Source organism: Pseudomonas lurida, from assembly GCF_013522705.1.
Lineage (GTDB): Bacteria > Pseudomonadota > Gammaproteobacteria > Pseudomonadales > Pseudomonadaceae > Aquipseudomonas > Aquipseudomonas quebecensis.
This window is the reverse complement of the sequence record NZ_JAAMRE010000027.1, coordinates 1-18027: the sequence shown is the minus strand read 5'-3', so window position 1 is coordinate 18027 and position 18027 is coordinate 1. Positions and strand designations below refer to the sequence as shown.

General features: G+C 60.8%; 17 protein-coding genes. 7 read left to right on the top strand and 10 right to left on the bottom strand.

The window, feature by feature from the left end; all coding sequences use genetic code 11:
• The first annotated feature begins 8 nt into the window (after positions 1–8).
• The gene (locus tag G7025_RS20100) at positions 9–1202 is read left to right on the top strand and encodes a multidrug effflux MFS transporter (protein ID WP_181080848.1); all 1194 of its coding nucleotides are present in this window, start codon (positions 9–11) and stop codon (positions 1200–1202) included.
• A 9-nt stretch (positions 1203–1211) separates the two neighbouring features.
• Here the strand turns inward: G7025_RS20100 and G7025_RS20095 are convergent, their stop codons facing one another.
• The 3 genes from G7025_RS20095 to G7025_RS20085 all read right to left on the bottom strand — a co-directional run bounded on the left by G7025_RS20095 (position 1212) and on the right by G7025_RS20085 (position 2864).
• Positions 1212–1385, bottom strand: a complete 174-nt coding sequence (locus tag G7025_RS20095) for a hypothetical protein (RefSeq protein ID WP_181080847.1) — start codon at positions 1383–1385, stop codon at positions 1212–1214.
• 145 nt (positions 1386–1530) lie between these two features.
• Positions 1531–2544 carry a zinc-binding alcohol dehydrogenase family protein gene (locus G7025_RS20090; RefSeq protein ID WP_181080846.1) on the bottom strand — a complete coding sequence of 338 codons (1014 nt, stop codon included), beginning with the start codon at positions 2542–2544 and terminating at the stop codon, positions 1531–1533.
• Positions 2545–2570: 26 nt separating this feature from the next.
• Complete coding sequence (locus G7025_RS20085; protein WP_181080845.1) at positions 2571–2864, bottom strand: putative quinol monooxygenase; 294 nt, start codon at positions 2862–2864, stop codon at positions 2571–2573.
• Positions 2865–2968: 104 nt separating this feature from the next.
• Between G7025_RS20085 and G7025_RS20080 the strand changes: the two genes are divergently transcribed.
• From G7025_RS20080 to G7025_RS20070, 3 genes are all read left to right on the top strand, one after another.
• Positions 2969–3898, top strand: a complete 930-nt coding sequence (locus G7025_RS20080; RefSeq protein ID WP_181080844.1) for a LysR family transcriptional regulator — start codon at positions 2969–2971, stop codon at positions 3896–3898.
• Positions 3899–4032: 134 nt separating this feature from the next.
• The gene (locus G7025_RS20075; RefSeq protein WP_181080843.1) at positions 4033–4722 is read left to right on the top strand and encodes an ArsR/SmtB family transcription factor; all 690 of its coding nucleotides are present in this window, start codon (positions 4033–4035) and stop codon (positions 4720–4722) included.
• 110 nt (positions 4723–4832) lie between these two features.
• On the top strand, positions 4833–6203 hold the full coding sequence (locus G7025_RS20070; protein WP_181080842.1) for an MFS transporter: 1371 nt from the start codon (positions 4833–4835) through the stop codon (positions 6201–6203).
• 49 nt (positions 6204–6252) lie between these two features.
• Here the strand turns inward: G7025_RS20070 and G7025_RS20065 are convergent, their stop codons facing one another.
• Positions 6253–7206, bottom strand: coding sequence for an adenosine deaminase (locus G7025_RS20065; protein ID WP_181080841.1), 954 nt, complete (start codon positions 7204–7206; stop codon positions 6253–6255).
• A 193-nt stretch (positions 7207–7399) separates the two neighbouring features.
• Between G7025_RS20065 and G7025_RS20060 the strand changes: the two genes are divergently transcribed.
• Complete coding sequence (locus tag G7025_RS20060; RefSeq protein WP_181080840.1) at positions 7400–8491, top strand: calcium:proton antiporter; 1092 nt, start codon at positions 7400–7402, stop codon at positions 8489–8491.
• A gap of 33 nt (positions 8492–8524) precedes the next feature.
• Here G7025_RS20060 and G7025_RS20055 read toward each other — a convergent pair whose 3' ends face one another.
• The 6 genes from G7025_RS20055 to G7025_RS20030 all read right to left on the bottom strand — a co-directional run bounded on the left by G7025_RS20055 (position 8525) and on the right by G7025_RS20030 (position 14545).
• Complete coding sequence (locus tag G7025_RS20055; protein WP_181080839.1) at positions 8525–9883, bottom strand: 8-oxoguanine deaminase; 1359 nt, start codon at positions 9881–9883, stop codon at positions 8525–8527.
• A 173-nt stretch (positions 9884–10056) separates the two neighbouring features.
• Positions 10057–10743: an SDR family oxidoreductase gene (locus G7025_RS20050; RefSeq protein ID WP_181080838.1), complete on the bottom strand. Its 687-nt coding sequence runs from the start codon at positions 10741–10743 to the stop codon at positions 10057–10059.
• A gap of 57 nt (positions 10744–10800) precedes the next feature.
• Complete coding sequence (locus tag G7025_RS20045; RefSeq protein WP_181080837.1) at positions 10801–11382, bottom strand: IMPACT family protein; 582 nt, start codon at positions 11380–11382, stop codon at positions 10801–10803.
• A gap of 12 nt (positions 11383–11394) precedes the next feature.
• The gene (locus G7025_RS20040) at positions 11395–12054 is read right to left on the bottom strand and encodes a TetR/AcrR family transcriptional regulator (protein WP_181080836.1); all 660 of its coding nucleotides are present in this window, start codon (positions 12052–12054) and stop codon (positions 11395–11397) included.
• An 87-nt stretch (positions 12055–12141) separates the two neighbouring features.
• The gene (locus G7025_RS20035) at positions 12142–13536 is read right to left on the bottom strand and encodes a uracil-xanthine permease family protein (RefSeq protein WP_181080835.1); all 1395 of its coding nucleotides are present in this window, start codon (positions 13534–13536) and stop codon (positions 12142–12144) included.
• An 88-nt stretch (positions 13537–13624) separates the two neighbouring features.
• Positions 13625–14545, bottom strand: coding sequence for a LysR family transcriptional regulator (locus tag G7025_RS20030; RefSeq protein WP_181080834.1), 921 nt, complete (start codon positions 14543–14545; stop codon positions 13625–13627).
• Between the two features lie 125 nt (positions 14546–14670).
• On the opposite strand from G7025_RS20030, the gene G7025_RS20025 reads away from it, so the two are divergent.
• Positions 14671–16020: an aspartate aminotransferase family protein gene (locus G7025_RS20025; RefSeq protein WP_181080833.1), complete on the top strand. Its 1350-nt coding sequence runs from the start codon at positions 14671–14673 to the stop codon at positions 16018–16020.
• Positions 16021–16059: 39 nt separating this feature from the next.
• The gene (locus tag G7025_RS20020; RefSeq protein WP_181080832.1) at positions 16060–17553 is read left to right on the top strand and encodes a CoA-acylating methylmalonate-semialdehyde dehydrogenase; all 1494 of its coding nucleotides are present in this window, start codon (positions 16060–16062) and stop codon (positions 17551–17553) included.
• Positions 17554–18027: the final 474 nt, after the last annotated feature.

Genomic DNA, 18027 nt, shown 5'->3' with positions numbered 1-18027 from the left:
GGTGCCCGATGAACCTTCGCATCATTCTGATCCTGGGCGCCTTGAGCGCCTTCGCGCCGCTGGCGATCGATTTTTACCTGCCTGGTTTTCCATCGATGGCCACGGCATTCGCCACCGATGAAAAACATATCCAGCTGACCCTGGCGGTGTATTTTGCCGGCCTGGCCATCGGCCAATTGATCTACGGCCCGCTGGCGGACCGTTTCGGTCGGCGCGGGCCGCTGCTCAGCGGCGTGACCCTGTTTACCCTGGCCTCTTTCGCCTGTGCCTTTGCGCCGTCCCTGGAATGGCTGATCGGCGCGCGCTTCGTGCAGGCCCTGGGCGGCTGTGCGGGCATGGTGATTTCCCGCGCGGTGGTCAGCGACAAGTGCGACCCCGTGGGCTCGGCCAAAGTGTTCTCCCAACTGATGCTGGTGACTGGCCTGGCGCCGATCCTTGCGCCGCTGGCCGGCGGTTTGATGGTGGGCTTGTGGGGCTGGCAGTCGATCTTTCTGGCGCTGTCGATCTTCAGTGTGATGGCCGCCGTCGCCGTAGCGGTGGGACTGCCGGAAACCTTCCCGGCCCATCAACCGCGCCAGCCGTTGTCCGGCTCGTTGCGTCGTTACCTTCAGTTGCTCTCGGACCGTGTCTACCTCGGCTATGCCCTCACCGGCGCATTGTCGATTGCCGGGATGTTTGCCTACATCGCAGGCTCACCTTTCGTATTTATCAAACTCTACGGCGTACCCGCCGAGCACTACGGCTGGGTGTTCGGCTCCAACGCTGCGGGTTTTATCCTGGTGGCGCAGCTCAATGCGCGCCTGTTGGCCAAGCGTGGCCCTGCGTTCCTGCTGTCGCGCACGGTGTGGGTGTATGTGGCGGCAGCGCTGACGCTGCTGGGTGTGGCCGCGTTGCGCACCGACGCGTTGTGGCCGTTGCTGGTGCCGCTGTTTATTTGCATCGCCAGTCTGGGCTGCATCCTGCCCAATACCTCGGCGTGCGCCATGGCCGGCCAAGGCGCTCGGGCCGGCAGCGCGTCGGCGTTGCTCGGTTGCATTCAGTTCGGCGTGGCCGCGGGAGCGGCGTCGCTGGTCGGGGTGTTACACGATGGGACGGCCTTGCCGATGGCGATGGTCATCAGCTTGTGCGGGTTATTGGCGGTGACGGTGGCCATGTCGACCTTGCGCCTGCAACGGGCCAGGGCGTTGCAGGCGCAGGGCTGACGGACGGTTTCAGCCAGCGGCGGCGCGTTGCTGGCTGATCGGGAAAGCGTGCGGCGCCTGGATGCGCGCTTGCAGGGTCTCGGCAAAGGCACGGGCCTCGGCTTCACTGCGAAAGGTAATGGCTTTGTGGTCCAGGCGGACCTCCCACTGGGATTTTGCTAACGCTTTTATCAGGATCTTCATTGCTGACTTCCTCACGTAAAAGAATCGTGGCAAAGGCGGCCAATATAAACCCGAATGCGCTCGCAAATATGACAAAGGTCAACTCTCTGACTAGTGGCGCCGTCTATCACTCACACGAATAACAGACGGCGCCCACAGACGGCTGTCAGAAACCTTCCAGCACGATCTTGCCCTTGGCCTTGCCGCTCTCCAGCAACGTGTGGGCCCGACGCAGGTTCGCTGCGTTGATCGCACCGAAGTGCTCGCCCACCGTGGTTTCCAGCGTGCCGGCGTCGATCAGTTCAGCCACGCGATTGAGCAGGTGGTGCTGTTCGATCATGTCCGGCGTCTCGAACATCGAGCGCGTGTACATGAATTCCCAGTGCAGCGACAGGCTCTTGCGCTTGAGCTTGCTCACGTCCAGCGCCTTGGGGTCGTCGATCAGCGCGAGCTTGCCCTGAGGTTGCAGCGCTTCGACCAGTTGGTCCAAGTGGTGCTCGGTCTGGGTCAGGCTGGCGACATGAGTCACTTGCGCCTCGCCCGCCTGGTGCAAGGCTTCGCTCAGCGGCTGGCTGTGGTCGATCACCCGATGGGCGCCCAGTGCTTTGGCCCATGCCTGGGTTTCCGGGCGCGAGGCGGTGCCGATCACCTTTAACGCTGTCAGTTGGCGGGCCAATTGGGTCAGGATCGAACCCACACCGCCGGCGGCACCCACGATCAGCAGGCTCTGGCCTTGATCCTCCTTGCCCTCGCGGATCTGCAGGCGCTCGAACAGCAGCTCCCAGGCCGTGATAGCGGTCAGCGGCAGCGCGGCGGCTTCGGCAAAGCCCAGGCTTTTGGGCATATGCCCGACGATGCGTTCGTCCACCGTGTGCAACTCGCTGTTACCGCCCGGGCGCGTCAGGGAACCGGCGTAGAACACTTTGTCGCCGGCCTTGAACAGGCTCACGTCGCTGCCGACCGCCTTTACCACGCCGGCGACATCCCAGCCCAGCACCTTGGCGGTACCGGGTTCCGGGGCGACGTTCTGGCGCACCTTGGTGTCCACCGGGTTGACCGAGATGGCTTTGACTTCCACCAGCAGGTCGCGCGGGCCGGCGACGGGGGCCGGCAGTTCGATGTCTTGCAGGGACTGTGGGTCGTTGATGGGCAATGACGCGTAGTAGGCAATGGCTTTCATGGGGGCTCCGGAAAAAAGGGCAGTGATCAGGCCAGAAAATTCAGGCGCTTGAGTTCGAAATGTTCGAGTAAATCCGCCGCTTGGGCGCGGAAGTCCTGGATATGCGCGCTCTGGTCGTGGGCGGCCAACGCAGCATCGTCGCGCCAGCGTTCGAGCATGTAGAAGGTTTCGGGGTGCTGCTGGTCCTGGTGCAGGTCGTATTGCTCGCAGCCGGCTTCATGGCGCGTGGGTGCCAGCAGGCCGCGCAGCAGGGTTTCCAGGGTGGCCTGTTGGCCGGGTTTGGCGATCAGTGTGGCGATAACGTTAAAGGCAGCGGACATAAGCGACTCCTGGCACGTTGGCAATGGGATGGGCAGATGATTGGCTATTTCCAGGCAACATAAAAGCGGCTAAAACAGCGGGCTGTTTCAATGGAATTTTGATAATGCTGCGCTTTGACGATTTGCAAGTGTTTGTACGTGCGGCGGATTTGGGCAGCCTGTCGGCGGCGGCGCGGGTGATGGACTTATCGCCGGCCGTGGCCAGTGCGGCGCTCAAGCGCATCGAGCAGCAGCTGGGCGCGCGTTTGCTGGCGCGCTCCACCCGTAGCCTGCGCTTGACCGCCGAAGGCGAGGGGTTTCTTGAGTATGCCCGCGCGGCGCTGGGTTCCTTGGATGAGGGACGGCGCTTGTTGGCCAGCGGGCAGGACCATGTCAGCGGAGTCCTGCAATTGTCGGCACCGTCGGACTTCGGCCGTAACCAGTTATTGCCGTGGCTGGATGACTTCCAGCGTGAACACCCGCAACTCAATGTGCGCCTGTTGCTGGGCGATCGGATCGCCGACCTGTTTCGCCAGCCGGTGGATATCGCCCTGCGCTACGGCGAACCCGAGGACTCCAGCCTGGTGGCGTTGCCGGTGGCGCCGAACAATGTTCGCGTGCTGTGTGCCGCCCCCAGCTACCTGGCGCGTCACGGCGAACCCCGGCACCTGGAGCAACTGGCCCAGCACAATTGCCTGTTGTATAGGCTCGGCGGCCGCGTGCATGACCATTGGGTTTTTCACGACGGCAAGCGCGATATCAGTCTGACGGTCAGCGGCAACCGTTTCAGCGATGACGCCGATGTGGTGCGGCGCTGGGCCGTCGCCGGTGCGGGCATCGCCTATAAATCCTGGCTGGATGTAAGCACCGACGTGCTCGCCGGGCGTCTGCGCCTGGTCCTGCCGCAACTGCGCGGCGAGGCCACGCCGCTCAATCTGTTGTGCGCGCACCGGACGCACTTGAGCAAACCGATCAACCTGTTGCGGGAAATGCTTGTGTCCCGCTGTGCGATCCTGACCGCGCAGATGCCGGAGCCGGTAGGCACCGACCAATAGACTCCATCACAGCAGGAAATTTCACTCAGGTTCTGTCCCTATCCACGCTGTAAGACCGCGCGGAACCGGCGGTTGGCGCACCTATACTTTGCCGCCAACCGCAGCAGAAACGTGATTCGACAGGGAGTGAACAGATGGAAGCAGCACCTTGTATCAGCCAGATCGCTGGCTTGCTGGCCGAGCCAAAACGCATTGCCATGCTCTGGGCCTTGATGGACGGTTCCGCCAAGTCGTCGGAGGAGTTGGCGAGGCTGGCCGGGCTGACGCCGGCGTCGGCCAATGCGCATTTGGCGCGGCTCATCGGCAGTGGGCTGCTGCGCGCCGAGGCTCGACGTGGCCGGCGCCTGTTCCGTGTGGCGGCCGCCGATGTCAGCCATGCCATCGATGCCTTGGCCAGCACTACCCTGGCCAGTGCGGCCCGCGCCGCGCCGGATGCTCCGTTGCCGGTCCTGGCGGCACCGCCGGCATTGCGCCAAGCGCGGCTGTGCCACGGCCACCTGGGGGGCGAGCTGGCGGCGGGGTTGTACGCGCGCATGAGGGCGGCGGGGTGGATCGAGCGTTATGAGCAGCGCCTGGATATCACCGTCAAAGGCGCGCATCAGCTGGCGAGCCTGGGTATTTTTACCCAGGCGCTGGCCTCGCCCCTGGCGTGCGATTGTTTTGACTGGAGCCAACAGCATCCGCATCTGGGCGGTACATTGGGTGCGGGGTTGTTGCAGCTGTTCCTGCAGTCCAACTGGGTCAGCCTGGTCAACGAGTCCCGGGCCCTGCAGATCAATGCCGTGGGGCACGCGGAGATCGCTCGCCTGGCCGCGAACGAGTAAGGCTGGCCGCGCGGTCGTCGCTTAGAGTTTCAATCAGGTCGCATCCAGCAATAACCCGGAAAAAGCATGCCGCACACTCGCCGAGGGTTTTTTTCAACAGGGGGTGCGGCATGGGTATGCAAGGTTTCAGTGCGGCGGAACGGCTCGAACGGTTACCCATCAGCGGTTATCACCGGGTGATTTTTATCATCATCGCCTTGGCGTTTTTCTTCGACTCCATGGACCTGGCGATGATGACGTTCCTGCTGGGTTCGATCAAAGCCGAATTCGGCTTGAGCACCGCCCAGGCAGGCCTGCTCGCCAGTTCGAGTTTTTTCGGCATGGTGGTGGGCGCGTCTTTGTCCGGGATGCTTGCCGATCGTTTCGGGCGTAAGCCGGTGTTCCAGTGGAGCATTGTGTTGTGGGGGATTGCCAGCTACCTGTGTTCGACGGCGCAATCCGTGGAGATGTTGACGCTGTTTCGTATCCTGCTGGGGATCGGCATGGGCATGGAGTTTCCGATTGCGCAGTCGATGCTGTCCGAGCTGATCCCGGCCAAGGCACGCGGGCGTTATATCGCGTTGATGGACGGTTTCTGGCCGTTGGGCTTTGTCGCGGCGGGGGTGCTCTCGTATTTCCTGCTGCCGGTGATCGGCTGGCGCGACATCTTCCTGGTGCTGGCGGTACCGGCGGTGTTTGTGCTGGCGATTCGCTTTTTCATCCCTGAGTCGCCGCGCTGGTTGGAACAGGCTGGACGCCATGACGCGGCGGACAAAGTGTTGCTGGGGATCGAGCACAAAGTGCGCACCTCCCTGGGGCGCGCCGACTTGCCGGAACCGATTGGCCTGCCACGGGTGCAGAGCGTGCCGGGGAATTTCTTTTCGGCATTCCAGCAATTGTGGTCGGCGCAGTATCGCCGGCGCACGCTGATGATCTGGAGCGTCTGGTTCTTTGCCTTGCTCGGTTTCTACGGGCTGACCTCATGGCTGAGCGCGCTGTTGCAGCAGTCCGGTTTTGCGGTGACCCAATCGGTGTATTACACGGTGATCATTTCCCTGGGCGGGATTCCCGGCTTTTTGATGGCGGCCTGGTTGGTCGAGCGCTGGGGGCGTAAGCCGGTGTGCGTGGTGACGCTGCTGGGCGGCGGTGTGATGGCGTTTCTGTATGGGCAGAGTGCGGTGTTTGGCGGCAATGTCGGTTTGCTGATCACCACCGGACTGTTGATGCAGTTCTTTTTGTTTGGCATGTGGGCGGTGCTCTATACCTACACGCCGGAGTTGTACCCCACCTCGGCGCGAGCGACCGGGTCCGGGTTCGCCTCGGCGATCGGTCGGGTCGGCTCATTGCTCGGGCCGCTGGTGACCGGACTGGTATTTCCGGTGACCGGGCAGGGCGGGGTGTTTGCCCTGGGCGCGTTGTGTTTTGCGGTGGCGGCGCTGGTGGTGTGGGTGTTCGGGATGGAGACGAAGGGCAAGACCCTCGAAGAATTGGCCGAAGCCTGAAAACCGTGGCCAAAAAAGAAGGGAGGGTGCAGGCACCCTCCCTTTTTTGTTACGGCTTGATCAACCGCGCATCCAGGCTGTTCTGCGCCAGGCGTTTGGCCTGGTCCTGGGTCATGCCCAAGGATTCATACAGCGCGTGGAAGTTTTCGGTGACATAGCCGCCGAAATACGCCGGGTCGTCCGAGTTCACCGTCACTTTCACGCCCCGTTCGAGCATGTCGAGGATGTTGTGCTGGGCCATGTCGTCGAACACGCAGAGCTTGGTGTTGGACAACGGGCACACGGTGAGCGGGATCTGTTCGTCGATAATGCGTTGCATCAGGCGCTCGTCTTCGATAGCGCGCACGCCGTGGTCGATACGCTCGATTTTCAGCAGGTCGAGGGCTTCCCAGATGTATTCCGGTGGGCCTTCTTCGCCGGCGTGGGCCACGGTGAGGAAGCCTTCATGCCGTGCGCGATCGAACACGCGCTGGAACTTGCTTGGCGGGTGGCCCATTTCCGAGCTGTCCAGGCCAACGGCCACGAACGCATCGCGGAACGGCAGGGCCTGGTCCAGGGTTTTCTCGGCTTCTGCTTCGCTCAGGTGGCGCAGGAAGCTGAGGATCAAACCGCTGGTGATACCCAATTGCTGTTCGCCATCTTTGAGCGCGGCGGCGATGCCGTTCAGCACCACTTCGAAGGGGATGCCACGATCGGTGTGGGTTTGCGGATCGAAGAATGGCTCGGTGTGGATCACATTCTGGGCTTTGCAACGCAGCAGGTAGGCCCACGTCAGGTCATAGAAGTCCTGGGAGGTGCGCAGTACATCGGCGCCCTGGTAATACAGGTCGAGAAATTCTTGCAGGTTGTTGAAGGCGTAGGCCTTGCGCAGGGTGTCGACGTCGTTCCACGGCAGCGCGATTTTATTGCGCTCGGCCAGGGCAAACAGCAGCTCAGGCTCCAGCGAGCCCTCCAGGTGCAGGTGCAGTTCGGCCTTGGGCAGGGCGTTGAGCCAATCGTACATGTCTAAATTCTCATCAGGTGCAATCGCCGCATTCTACAGGCCATGGCTGAAATAATCGGCAAAACCTGACCAGCAGGAGAGTATTCGTTTAACTCGCGCAAGGGCGACGTGAACTAAGGTGTAACGAAACGTTAGCGGCGTGGCGCAGTCTGTACCCCATCAATGACTGATTTGCCGCACTAAAAGGCCCGGAATGCTCACATCCCTCAAGCAAGAAAAATTCATGCTGCTGGCGCTGATTGCCGCCATCGCCGCCTATCCGCTGGAGCATTGGATGCTGCACAGCGGGCAAATGGTAGCGTTGCTCGCGGGGTTGGCGTTGATTGCGTTTATCGTGATGGCGTCGATGCGCGTGGCGCACCATGCCGAGCAACTGGCGGAAAAAGTCGGCGACCCCTACGGCACCATGATCCTGACCCTCGCGGCCGTGCTGGTGGAGGTGGTGATCCTGGCGATCATGATGAGTAACGAACCGTCACCGACCCTGGTGCGCGACACCATTTACTCGGCGGTGATGCTCGACATCAACGGCATCCTGGGTCTGGCCGCGCTGATGGGCGGGATCAAACATGGCGAACAGTCCTACAACGACGATTCGGCGCGCACCTACAGTGTGATGATCCTCACTGCCATGGGTGTATCGATGGTCGTGCCGGAATTTATCCCCGAGGGCGACTGGAAAATTTACTCAGCGTTCACCATCGGCGCGATGGTCGTGCTGTACACCTTGTTCCTGAGGATGCAGGTGGGGCCGCACAGTTATTTCTTCAGCTACAGCTACCCGGAAAAACGCCGTAAGAAGTTGCCGACGCAAGAGGAAGCGGCGCCGGTCAGCCTGGCGTTTTCCATTGGTACTTTGGTGTTTGGCGTGGTGGTGATCGGTGCGTTGGCGGAGGTGATGTCCAAGACCCTCGACCTTGGCCTTGAAGGCACGGGCGCGCCGCCGGTGGTGACGGCGATTGTGGTGGCGGCCATTTCGGCAGCGCCGGAAATCCTGACGGCCTTGCGCGCCGCCTTGGCCAACCGAATGCAGTCGGTGGTTAACATCGCGTTGGGCGCCTCGTTGTCGACGGTGATCCTGACTGTGCCGGTGATGGAGGCCATGGCGCTCTACACCGGCCAGCCGTTCCAGATGGCAATGACCCCCGTGCAAACCGTGATGGTGTTCATCACGTTGATCGTCAGTGCGATCAACCTCAACGATGGCGAGACGAATGCCATCGAAGGGATGACCCACTTTGTGCTGTTTGCGACCTTTATCATGTTGTCGCTGCTGGGCCTGTAAGCTGCGCCGAACTCCGCAGGCGAGGGGTCTGGATCAGGTTCCGGCGATCAACGCTCGCGCCGCCTGGGTGTGATCGGCGATCAGGCCTTTCAAATCCAGGCCTTCCACCTGTCCGTCGATGACTCGCCATTGTCCGCCGATCATCACCCGGTCCGCTCGGTCGGCGCCGCACAGCAGCAGCGCCGAAATCGGGTCATGGCTGCCGGAAAAGCGCAGCTCGTCGAGCTTGAACAGCGCCAGGTCGGCTTGTTTGCCGACGGCCAATTCGCCGATATCCGTACGGCCCAACAACTGTGCCGAGCCTTTGGTGGCCCAGCCGAGCACGCCCTCGGGGGTGATGTGCTGCGCGCCATAACGCAGGCGCTGGATATACAGGGCTTGGCGCGCCTCGAGGATCATGTTCGACGCATCGTTGGAGGCCGAGCCGTCCACGCCCAGGCCGATCGGCGCACCGGCGGCGATCAGGTCCAGGGTCGGGCAGATGCCCGAGGCCAGGCGCATATTGGAACTTGGGCAATGACAGATCCCGGTGCCGGCCTGCCCCAGGCGTGCAATTTCATCCGGGTTGAAATGAATGCCGTGGGCCAGCCAGGTGCGTGGGCCGAGCCAGCCGACGCTGTCGAGGTAATCCACCGTGCGCAGGCCGAAACGTTGCAGGCAAAAATCTTCTTCGTCGAGGGTTTCGGCCAGGTGAGTGTGCAGGCGCACATCCAGTTGAGTGGCCAGGTCGGCGCTGGCGCGCATGATGTGCGGCGTGACTGAAAACGGCGAGCAAGGTGCCAGCGCAATCTGGATCTGTGCGCCGTCGCCGCGTTGATGGTAGGCGCGGATCAGGCGCTGGCTGTCGTCCAGGATCACCTGGCCTTGTTGCACGGTCTGTTGCGGTGGCAGGCCGCCATCGGCCTCGCCCAGGCTCATGGAACCGCGCGTGAGCATCGCGCGCATGCCCAGTTCGCGCACGCTGTCCACTTGCACGTCGATAGCGTGTTCCAGGCCGTCGGGGAACAGGTAGTGGTGGTCGGCCGCCGTGGTGCAGCCGGAGAGCAACAGTTCGGCCAACGCCACTTTCGTGGCCAGGGCGAGCCTTGCCGGGGTCAGCCGCGCCCAGACCGGGTAGAGGGTTTTCAGCCACGGAAACAAGGGCTGATTGACCACGGGCGCCCAGGCGCGGGTGAGGGTCTGGTAGAAGTGATGATGGGTGTTGATCAGACCGGGCAGGACCACGTGCTCACCGGCGTCGAACACCTGTGAACAAGGCTGCGCAGGTACTTGGCCGAGCGCCAGCACTTGGGCGATTACGCCGTCTTGCACCACCAGGCCGCCACGGGCATCGAGACCATTGGCGGTGAAAATCGCGAGGGGGTTTTTTAACCAGATACGGGTCGCAGGCATTGGCCGGCTCCTCTGAATGATGGGTTCAGGTTTGCCAGCTCAGTGTTGCCCTGTCTGCTGATCCAGGGTCGCCGGTGGGGCGAGGCGCTAGATTACGTGGAGTTCGGTTTGTAGGAAAGTGGATTGATTTGTGTGGGAAGGACAACCCCCTCCCACATGTACTTCCTTAATGCTCACCAGGCAATGGTGTCGCCTTTGTAGTCCACGAAGTGATGGCCACCCTTGCCGCTGAAGGCGTTCACTTGATCCACCAGGCCGCGCACGCTGGTGTCGACATCGATGTGTGCGTTTTCGCCGCCCATGTCGGTTTTCACCCAGCCCGGGTGCATTGACAGTACGGTGAGCCGATGGTCGCCCAGCTGGGTGATGAAGCTGTTGGTCATGGAGTTGAGCGCGGCCTTGCTGGCCTTGTACAGCGCCATGTCGGAGCCGTCGGCAATGGTGACGCTGCCCAGCACCGAACTCATGAACGCCAACACGCCACTGTCTTTGCGGATTTGCCCGACAAAACGCTGGGCCAGGTTGATCGGCGCTACGGCGTTGGTGAAGAACAACTTGCCGACTTCGGCGAGGGTGGCGTGGCCGGGTTCCTGGTTATCCGGGCCTTTGACGCCGGCATTGACGAACAGCAGATCGAAGGTGCGGTCCTTGAGCCGCTGATTCAGGGCGATTACGGCTTGCTGATCGTCCATGTCGAGTTTCTCGATCTGCACCGGACCAACGGCTTTCAGCGCATCGGCCTTGTTCGGATCGCGCACGGTGGCGGTCACGTCCCAACCGTCCTGGAGCAGTTGCTTGACCAGGCCGAGGCCCAGCCCACGGGAGGCGCCGATGATCAATGCGGTTTTTGACGTAGACATGAAAGGCTTCCTATGAAATCGCGGTTCAGGGAATTTCAGCGCACAACAGTAGCAGTTTCAGCGTTGCAGGAGGATGCGGCCACGGCTCAAGTCGGCGAGTTGGGTCTGCAGGGTTTCGATCTGCGCCTCGCCCAGGGCCAGTTGCAGTTCGACGCCATTGGCGGTGAAGGTTTCTTCCACCACCAGCCCGCCCAGTTCGGCCACACGCAGTTTGACCAGATTCAATTCGGAGAAACCGCAGGCACAGGTCAACGGCACGCGGCTGATCAGCTCGATGCGCTCGGCGTTTTGCAAGCATTTATTCGCGCCACCGCCATAGGCACGGGCGAGCCCTCCGGTGCCCAGTTGGATGCCGCCGTACCAACGGATAACCAGTACCGCGACCTGGTCGAAGGCTTGCGCCTCGATGGCGGCCAGGATCGGTCGGCCGGCCGTGCCGCCAGGTTCGCCATCGTCGTTGCTGCGGTACTGATCGCCCAGTTTCCAGGCCCAGCAGTTGTGCGTGGCGTCTTGGACACTGTGCTGCTCGAAAAACGCCTGGGCGTCCTGGGGGCTGGTAATCGGTGCGGCGAGGGTTATAAAGCGGCTTTTGCGTATCTCTTCACGAAACTCGCAAAGGCCGGTGAGCGTGAAAGGCATAGGTTGCTTCGTCTAGAGGGCCGGCTTGATGCCGCAGCCTTTGAGAATGATATGGATCAGGTTGGTGCCGGCGTCGTCCATGTCTTGTTTGGTCAGGCGAGTGCGCCCGGTGACACGGCAGATCTGGGTGGCGAAGTCGGCGTAGTGCTGGGTGCTGCCCCACAGCAGGAAGATCAGGTGGACGGGGTCGACAGGGTCCATTTTGCCGGCGTCGATCCACGCCTGGAACACTGCCGCGCGCCCGCTGAACCAGGCGCGGTAGTCCTGGCTGAAATATTCGGTGAGGCATTCGCCGCCGCTGATGATTTCCATGGCGAAGATCCGCGAGGCCTGGGGCTGGCGGCGTGAAAACTCCATTTTGGTGCGGATATAGCGGGTCAGTGCTTCGGCGGGATCGTCCTCGGCGGTCAGAGCGTTGAAGGTACTGTCCCACAGCTCGAGGATATTGCTGAGCACCGCGATATACAGGCCCAGCTTATTGGTGAAGTAGTAATGCAAGTTAGCCTTGGGCAGCCCGGCGCTGGCAGCAATGGTATTCATGCTGGTGCCCTTGTAACCATGACGCGCGAACTCATCTTCAGCAGCCTGCAGAATCGCTTGTTCGTTCTTTTGCCGAATGCGGCTGGCGGGCTTACCGGCGTGGTTGCTGTGGGCAGGAACTTCGAGGCTCATGGAGATTACCGTGCTGATCGATAGAGACGACGTGTGCACAGATAACCCACCCTCAAGCCCCAGACAAGTCCCGATGCAATAAAACCGTCAAAGTGATTCCAGCGTGTCGCTTTCCACTGCGTGGTTTGCGGCAGCACCGGGGGTTTTGGCTTCCGGCAGCAGCAGGCACAGCACAATCGCAGTCAGGCCGCCGCTGGTGATGGCGGAGTCGAACAGGTTCTGTATCAGTGCGGGCATCAGGTGCAGCAGGTTCGGTTGAGCGGCGATTCCCAGGCCGACGCCGAATGAAGTGGCGATGATCAGCATGCTGCGTCTGTCCAGTGGCGCCTGCGCAAGGATACGCACGCCTGCGGCGGCGACACTGCCGAACATCACCAGGGTCGCGCCGCCCAATACCGGCTTGGGGATTTGCTGCAGCACCGCCCCGATCAGCGGAAACAGACCGAGGCAAAACAGCACTCCACCGATATATAAGCCGACGTAACGGCTGGCGACGCCGGTGAGTTGGATCACGCCGTTGTTCTGCGCGAAGGTGGTGTTGGGAAATGCACTGAAGGTGGCGGCGATCATGCAGCTCACACCGTCGCCCAGCACGCCGCCTTTGAGTCGGCTTATATAGGAGGGGCCGCTGATGGGCTGGCGGGCGATCATGCAATTGGCGGTCAGGTCGCCGACGGTTTCGATGCTGCTGATCAGATAGATCAGTGCAATCGGTAGGAAAGCGCTCCAGTCGAAGTTGAAACCAAACCGAAACGGTATCGGCAAACTGACCAGAGGCAAATTCGGCAGGGACTGAGGCACCAGCTTGCCACTAAACCAGGCCGCCAGACTCCCCAGGGCCAGGCCGATGATGATCGCCGAAAGGCGCACCCACGGCGTGTCCGAGCGATTGAGCAAAATGATCGTCAGCACCACGAACAGCCCCAGCGCCAGGTTGGTGGGAGCGCCGAAATCGGCGGCATTGAAGCCGCCGCCCAGGTCGGTAATGCCGACTTTGATCAGGCTGATGCCGATCAGCGTAATCACGATGCCGGTGACCAGCGGTGTGATTACGCGGTGCAACTGGCCAATGAAACGGCTGAGGACGATCTGCACGGCTGCGCCGAAAAAACACACGCCGAAGATCATCGCCATGATGTCTTCCGGGCTGCCGCCGCGTTGTTTGACCAGAAAACCGGCTGACAGCACCGCGCCGAGAAACGCAAAACTGGTGCCTTGCAGGCAGATCATTCCGGCGCCAATACCAAATGGCCTACGCGCCTGGATGAATGTGCCTACACCGGACACCATCAAGGCCATGCTGATCAGGTAGGGCAAATGTGCAGTAAGGCCGAGGGTGGAGCCGATGATCAGCGGCGGGGTAATGATTCCGACAAACGCGGCCAACACATGTTGCAGAGCGGCCAAGAGGGCGGCGGCGGGTTTCGGGCGATCGTTGAGGCCGTAGATCAAATCGCTGGGGGTGGAAGATTCAGGTGGCATGGCGGGCAAACTCTAGGCGGACGGTTCCAAGTCCTGATGCCCTTGCAAAAAGCTGTCCAGCTGCTCAACTTTTGTGCCTGGGCCTGAATTAGCGCGTTGCGGCCAGGCTGTCGAGAAAGCTTTCCAGCACCAAATGAGGGCGACGGCCCTTGCGCGTGACCGATGCCAGGCTCAAATCGTAAAAACGTGTAGTCGGTTTCAGCGCGCGCAGTCGGCCTTGTTGCACCCAGAGGCCGGCGTAGTGATCGGGCAAATAGCCGATGTAGCGACCGGTGAGGATCAGGAATGCCATGCCTTCGCGGTCCGAGGCGCTGGCGGTGCAATTGAGCGCCTGATAGCGGGCCTGGATGTCCGCGGGCAGGCGGAAGGTCGGGGCAATGGCGTCCTGGCTGTCGATGCGTGCGTCGTCCAGCGCCTTGTCGTCGGCATAGAACAGCGGATGACCCACCGCGCAGTAGAGCAGCGAACGTTCACTGTAGAGCGGCTGGTATTCCAGGCCGGACAGAGCGCTGGCCTGAGGCACGACGCCCACATGCAGGCGGCCATCGAGTACGCCTTGTTCCACTTCGTTGGGCGCGATCATGCGGATTTGTATCTGCACGTCCGGCCCGCGTTCTTTCAATTGTGCCAAGGCATGTGTAATGCGCATGTGGGGCAGGGTGACGAGGTTGTCGGTCAGACCGATGATCAACTCGCCACGCAAATGCTGGTGCAAGCCATTGACCTCGGTGCGAAAACTCTCCAGCGCGCTCAACAATTGCAGGGCGCACTGGTACACCTCGCGACCTTCTTCGGTGAGTGAGAACCCCGCGCGGCCACGTTGGCAAAGTCTTAGACCCAGTCGCTGTTCGAGATCGCTCATTTGTTGGCTGATGGCCGAGCGCCCGATGCCGAGCACGGTTTCGGCGGCAGAGAACCCGCCGCATTCCACCACGCTGCGGAAGATGCGCAATAAACGAATATCGAAGTCGCTGACTTGGGCCAGGGGGTCGGGACGACGGATGCTCATAGTTTAGTGACGCCCTGACTGAAGGTTAGAAGAGTTGAATTTCACCGACTTTATCGTCGTGTCAATTTAGCTGCAAGAACGCTTTTCAATCCCGACGCTGCCTTTTGCCCTGCGAGGTTTTGCTGATGAACATGCCCGAAAACGCCCCTTCGTCCCTGGCCAGCCAACTGAAATTGGATGCGCATTGGATGCCGTACACCGCCAACCGCAATTTTCAGCGCGATCCACGTTTGATCGTCGCGGCCGAGGGCAGTTGGCTGACGGATGACAAAGGGCGCAAGGTTTATGACTCGCTGTCGGGTCTTTGGACCTGTGGCGCCGGGCACACGCGCAAGGAAATCCAGGAGGCGGTGGCCAGGCAGTTGGGCACCTTGGACTACTCGCCTGGCTTTCAGTACGGTCATCCGCTGTCCTTCCAACTGGCGGAAAAGATCACCGACCTCACACCCGGCAACCTTAATCATGTGTTCTTCACTGACTCCGGTTCTGAGTGCGCCGACACCGCGGTGAAAATGGTGCGTGCGTACTGGCGCCTCAAAGGTCAGGCCACCAAGACCAAGATGATTGGTCGTGCGCGTGGCTATCACGGTGTAAACATCGCCGGCACCAGCCTCGGTGGTGTAAACGGCAACCGAAAGCTGTTTGGTCAGGGGCTGATGGATGTGGATCACCTGCCCCACACCTTGCTGGCGAGCAATGCGTTTTCTCGAGGCATGCCGGAGCAGGGTGGCATCGCCTTGGCCGATGAGCTGCTCAAGTTGATCGAGCTGCATGATGCGTCGAATATCGCCGCGGTGTTTGTCGAGCCGATGGCGGGTTCGGCGGGCGTGCTGGTGCCGCCGCAGGGCTATCTTAAGCGTCTGCGTGAGATTTGCGACCAGCACAACATCCTGTTGGTGTTTGATGAGGTGATCACCGGTTTCGGTCGCACGGGTTCGATGTTCGGCGCCGACAGCTTCGGGGTGACGCCGGATTTGATGTGCATCGCCAAGCAGGTCACTAACGGCGCGATCCCGATGGGGGCGGTAATTGCCAGCAGCGAGGTCTATCACACCTTCATGAACCAGGCGACGCCGGAGTATGCGGTGGAATTCCCGCATGGCTACACCTACTCGGCGCACCCGGTTGCCTGTGCGGCGGGTCTGGCCGCTTTGGACCTGCTGCAGAAGGAAAATCTGGTGCAGAGCGTCGCCGAAGTGGCTCCGCACTTTGAGAATGCACTGCACGGTTTGAAGGGCAGCAAGAATGTGATCGATATTCGCAACTATGGCCTGGCGGGTGCGATCCAGATCGCCCCGCGTGACGGTGACGCCATCGTGCGCCCATTTGAGGCCGGCATGGCCCTGTGGAAAGCCGGGTTTTATGTGCGTTTTGGCGGGGACACCCTGCAGTTCGGACCAACCTTCAACAGTAAGCCGCAGGATCTGGATCGCCTGTTCGATGCGGTCGGCGACGTGCTGAACAAAATCGACTGATTTTTCCTTCTATATAGAACACTTTTTCAGGAGCCCTGCATGAGCCTTATCCAGCACTTGATCAACGGCGAGTTGGTCAACGACAACGGTCGCAGTGCCGACGTATACAACCCGTCCACCGGTCAGGTGATTCACCAAGTGCCTTTGGCCAGTCGTGAAACCATCCAGCGTGCCATCGACGCTGCCAAGGCGGCGTTCCCGGCTTGGCGTAATACACCGGCGGCCAAGCGCGCCCAGGTGATGTTTCGTTTCAAGCAGTTGCTGGAACAGAACGAGGCCCGTATCTCGCAATTGATCAGCGAGGAACATGGCAAGACGTTGGAAGATGCCGCCGGTGAGCTCAAGCGCGGGATCGAGAACGTGGAGTACGCGTGCTCGGCGCCGGAGATTCTCAAGGGGGAATACAGCCGTAACGTTGGACCGAACATTGATGCGTGGTCGGACTTTCAGCCGTTGGGCGTGGTGGCGGGTATCACCCCGTTCAACTTCCCCGCGATGGTGCCTCTGTGGATGTACCCGCTGGCGATCGTCTGCGGCAACTGTTTCATTCTCAAGCCTTCGGAGCGCGATCCAAGCTCGACGCTGCTGATCGCGCAACTGTTGCAGGAAGCCGGTCTGCCTAGAGGCGTCCTCAGCGTGGTACACGGAGACAAGGGGGCGGTGGATGCGTTGATCGAGGCGCCTGAAGTTAAAGCGCTGAGCTTTGTAGGGTCGACGCCGATTGCCGAGTACATCTATTGCGAAGCGACCAAGCGCGGCAAACGCGTACAGGCGCTGGGCGGAGCGAAGAACCACGCGGTGTTGATGCCTGACGCGGATCTGGATAATGCGGTCAGTGCTTTGATGGGCGCTGCCTATGGTTCCTGCGGTGAGCGTTGCATGGCGATTTCGGTCGCGGTGTGCGTGGGTGACCAGGTCGCCGATGCACTCATTGCCAAGCTGGTGCCGCAGGTCAAGGCTTTGAAGATTGGTGCGGGCACCTCCTGCGGCCTGGATATGGGGCCATTGGTCACTGGTCAGGCGCGGGACAAGGTCAGCGGCTATATAGAAGACGGTGTGGCAGCCGGGGCTGAGTTGGTGGTCGATGGCCGCGGGCTAAGTGTTGCCGGGCATGAACAGGGATTTTTCCTGGGCGGCAGCCTGTTTGATCGCGTGACCCCTGAGATGCGTATCTATAAAGAAGAGATTTTTGGGCCGGTGCTGTGCGTGGTACGGGTGGACAGCCTGGAAGCGGCGATGCAGCTGATCAATGATCACGAGTACGGCAATGGCACCTGTATCTTCACCCGCGATGGTGAGGCGGCGCGTCTGTTCTGTGACGAAATCGAAGTGGGCATGGTGGGTGTGAACGTTCCATTGCCGGTGCCGGTGGCCTATCACAGTTTTGGTGGCTGGAAGCGCTCATTGTTTGGCGACTTGCATGCGTATGGGCCCGATGGTGTGCGTTTTTACACTCGTCGCAAGGCGATTACCCAGCGTTGGCCGCAGCGGGCCAGTCATGAAGCGTCGCAGTTTGCTTTCCCCAGCCTGTAAGACGCTGTAGCGAAAAGCCGGTTCGTAGGACCGGCTTTTGTGTTTTTGGGTGCATTTAGGTCGATATGACAGAATTGTGAAAATAGGGGTTGACGGCAGATTCCAGAAGTCTATAATTCGCCCCACTTCCGGCGCAGTCGAAACGGAAAACTCCTTGGTAAACAAAGAGTTACGCAGAATTCGACAGCGGATCGCTTCAGTTCATCGAAGCCCAGAAGAAGTTGGTAGAGCAAGGTTGTTTGGCTCTATTAACGTTTCGATCTTCTCGGTCGAAAGCGGAGAAAAAGAGGTGTTGACAGCAGTGTGTAACGCTGTAGAATTCGCCTCCCGCTAACGAGAGATCGGAAGCGCAAGTGGTTGAAGTTGTTGAAGAAATCTTCGAAAACTTCTGAAAATAATCACTTGACAGCAAATGAGGCTGCTGTAGAATGCGCGCCTCGGTTGAGACGAAAGATCTTAACCAACCGCTCTTTA

Excerpts from the sequence above, each read along its gene's own strand:
- G7025_RS20020 (WP_181080832.1), top strand. The coding sequence starts at position 16,060 with ATGAGCCTTATCCAGCACTTGATCAACGGCGAGTTGGTCAACGACAAC.
- G7025_RS20035 (WP_181080835.1), bottom strand. The coding sequence starts at position 13,536 with ATGCCACCTGAATCTTCCACCCCCAGCGATTTGATCTACGGCCTCAAC.
- G7025_RS20025 (WP_181080833.1), top strand. The coding sequence starts at position 14,671 with ATGAACATGCCCGAAAACGCCCCTTCGTCCCTGGCCAGCCAACTGAAA.
- G7025_RS20050 (WP_181080838.1), bottom strand. The coding sequence starts at position 10,743 with ATGTCTACGTCAAAAACCGCATTGATCATCGGCGCCTCCCGTGGGCTG.
- G7025_RS20080 (WP_181080844.1), top strand. The coding sequence starts at position 2,969 with ATGCTGCGCTTTGACGATTTGCAAGTGTTTGTACGTGCGGCGGATTTG.
- G7025_RS20055 (WP_181080839.1), bottom strand. The coding sequence starts at position 9,883 with ATGCCTGCGACCCGTATCTGGTTAAAAAACCCCCTCGCGATTTTCACC.
- G7025_RS20060 (WP_181080840.1), top strand. The coding sequence starts at position 7,400 with ATGCTCACATCCCTCAAGCAAGAAAAATTCATGCTGCTGGCGCTGATT.
- G7025_RS20030 (WP_181080834.1), bottom strand. The coding sequence starts at position 14,545 with ATGAGCATCCGTCGTCCCGACCCCCTGGCCCAAGTCAGCGACTTCGAT.
- G7025_RS20045 (WP_181080837.1), bottom strand. The coding sequence starts at position 11,382 with ATGCCTTTCACGCTCACCGGCCTTTGCGAGTTTCGTGAAGAGATACGC.
- G7025_RS20095 (WP_181080847.1), bottom strand. The coding sequence starts at position 1,385 with ATGAAGATCCTGATAAAAGCGTTAGCAAAATCCCAGTGGGAGGTCCGC.
- G7025_RS20085 (WP_181080845.1), bottom strand. The coding sequence starts at position 2,864 with ATGTCCGCTGCCTTTAACGTTATCGCCACACTGATCGCCAAACCCGGC.
- G7025_RS20065 (WP_181080841.1), bottom strand. The coding sequence starts at position 7,206 with ATGTACGATTGGCTCAACGCCCTGCCCAAGGCCGAACTGCACCTGCAC.
- G7025_RS20075 (WP_181080843.1), top strand. The coding sequence starts at position 4,033 with ATGGAAGCAGCACCTTGTATCAGCCAGATCGCTGGCTTGCTGGCCGAG.
- G7025_RS20100 (WP_181080848.1), top strand. The coding sequence starts at position 9 with ATGAACCTTCGCATCATTCTGATCCTGGGCGCCTTGAGCGCCTTCGCG.
- G7025_RS20090 (WP_181080846.1), bottom strand. The coding sequence starts at position 2,544 with ATGAAAGCCATTGCCTACTACGCGTCATTGCCCATCAACGACCCACAG.
- G7025_RS20070 (WP_181080842.1), top strand. The coding sequence starts at position 4,833 with ATGGGTATGCAAGGTTTCAGTGCGGCGGAACGGCTCGAACGGTTACCC.
- G7025_RS20040 (WP_181080836.1), bottom strand. The coding sequence starts at position 12,054 with ATGAGCCTCGAAGTTCCTGCCCACAGCAACCACGCCGGTAAGCCCGCC.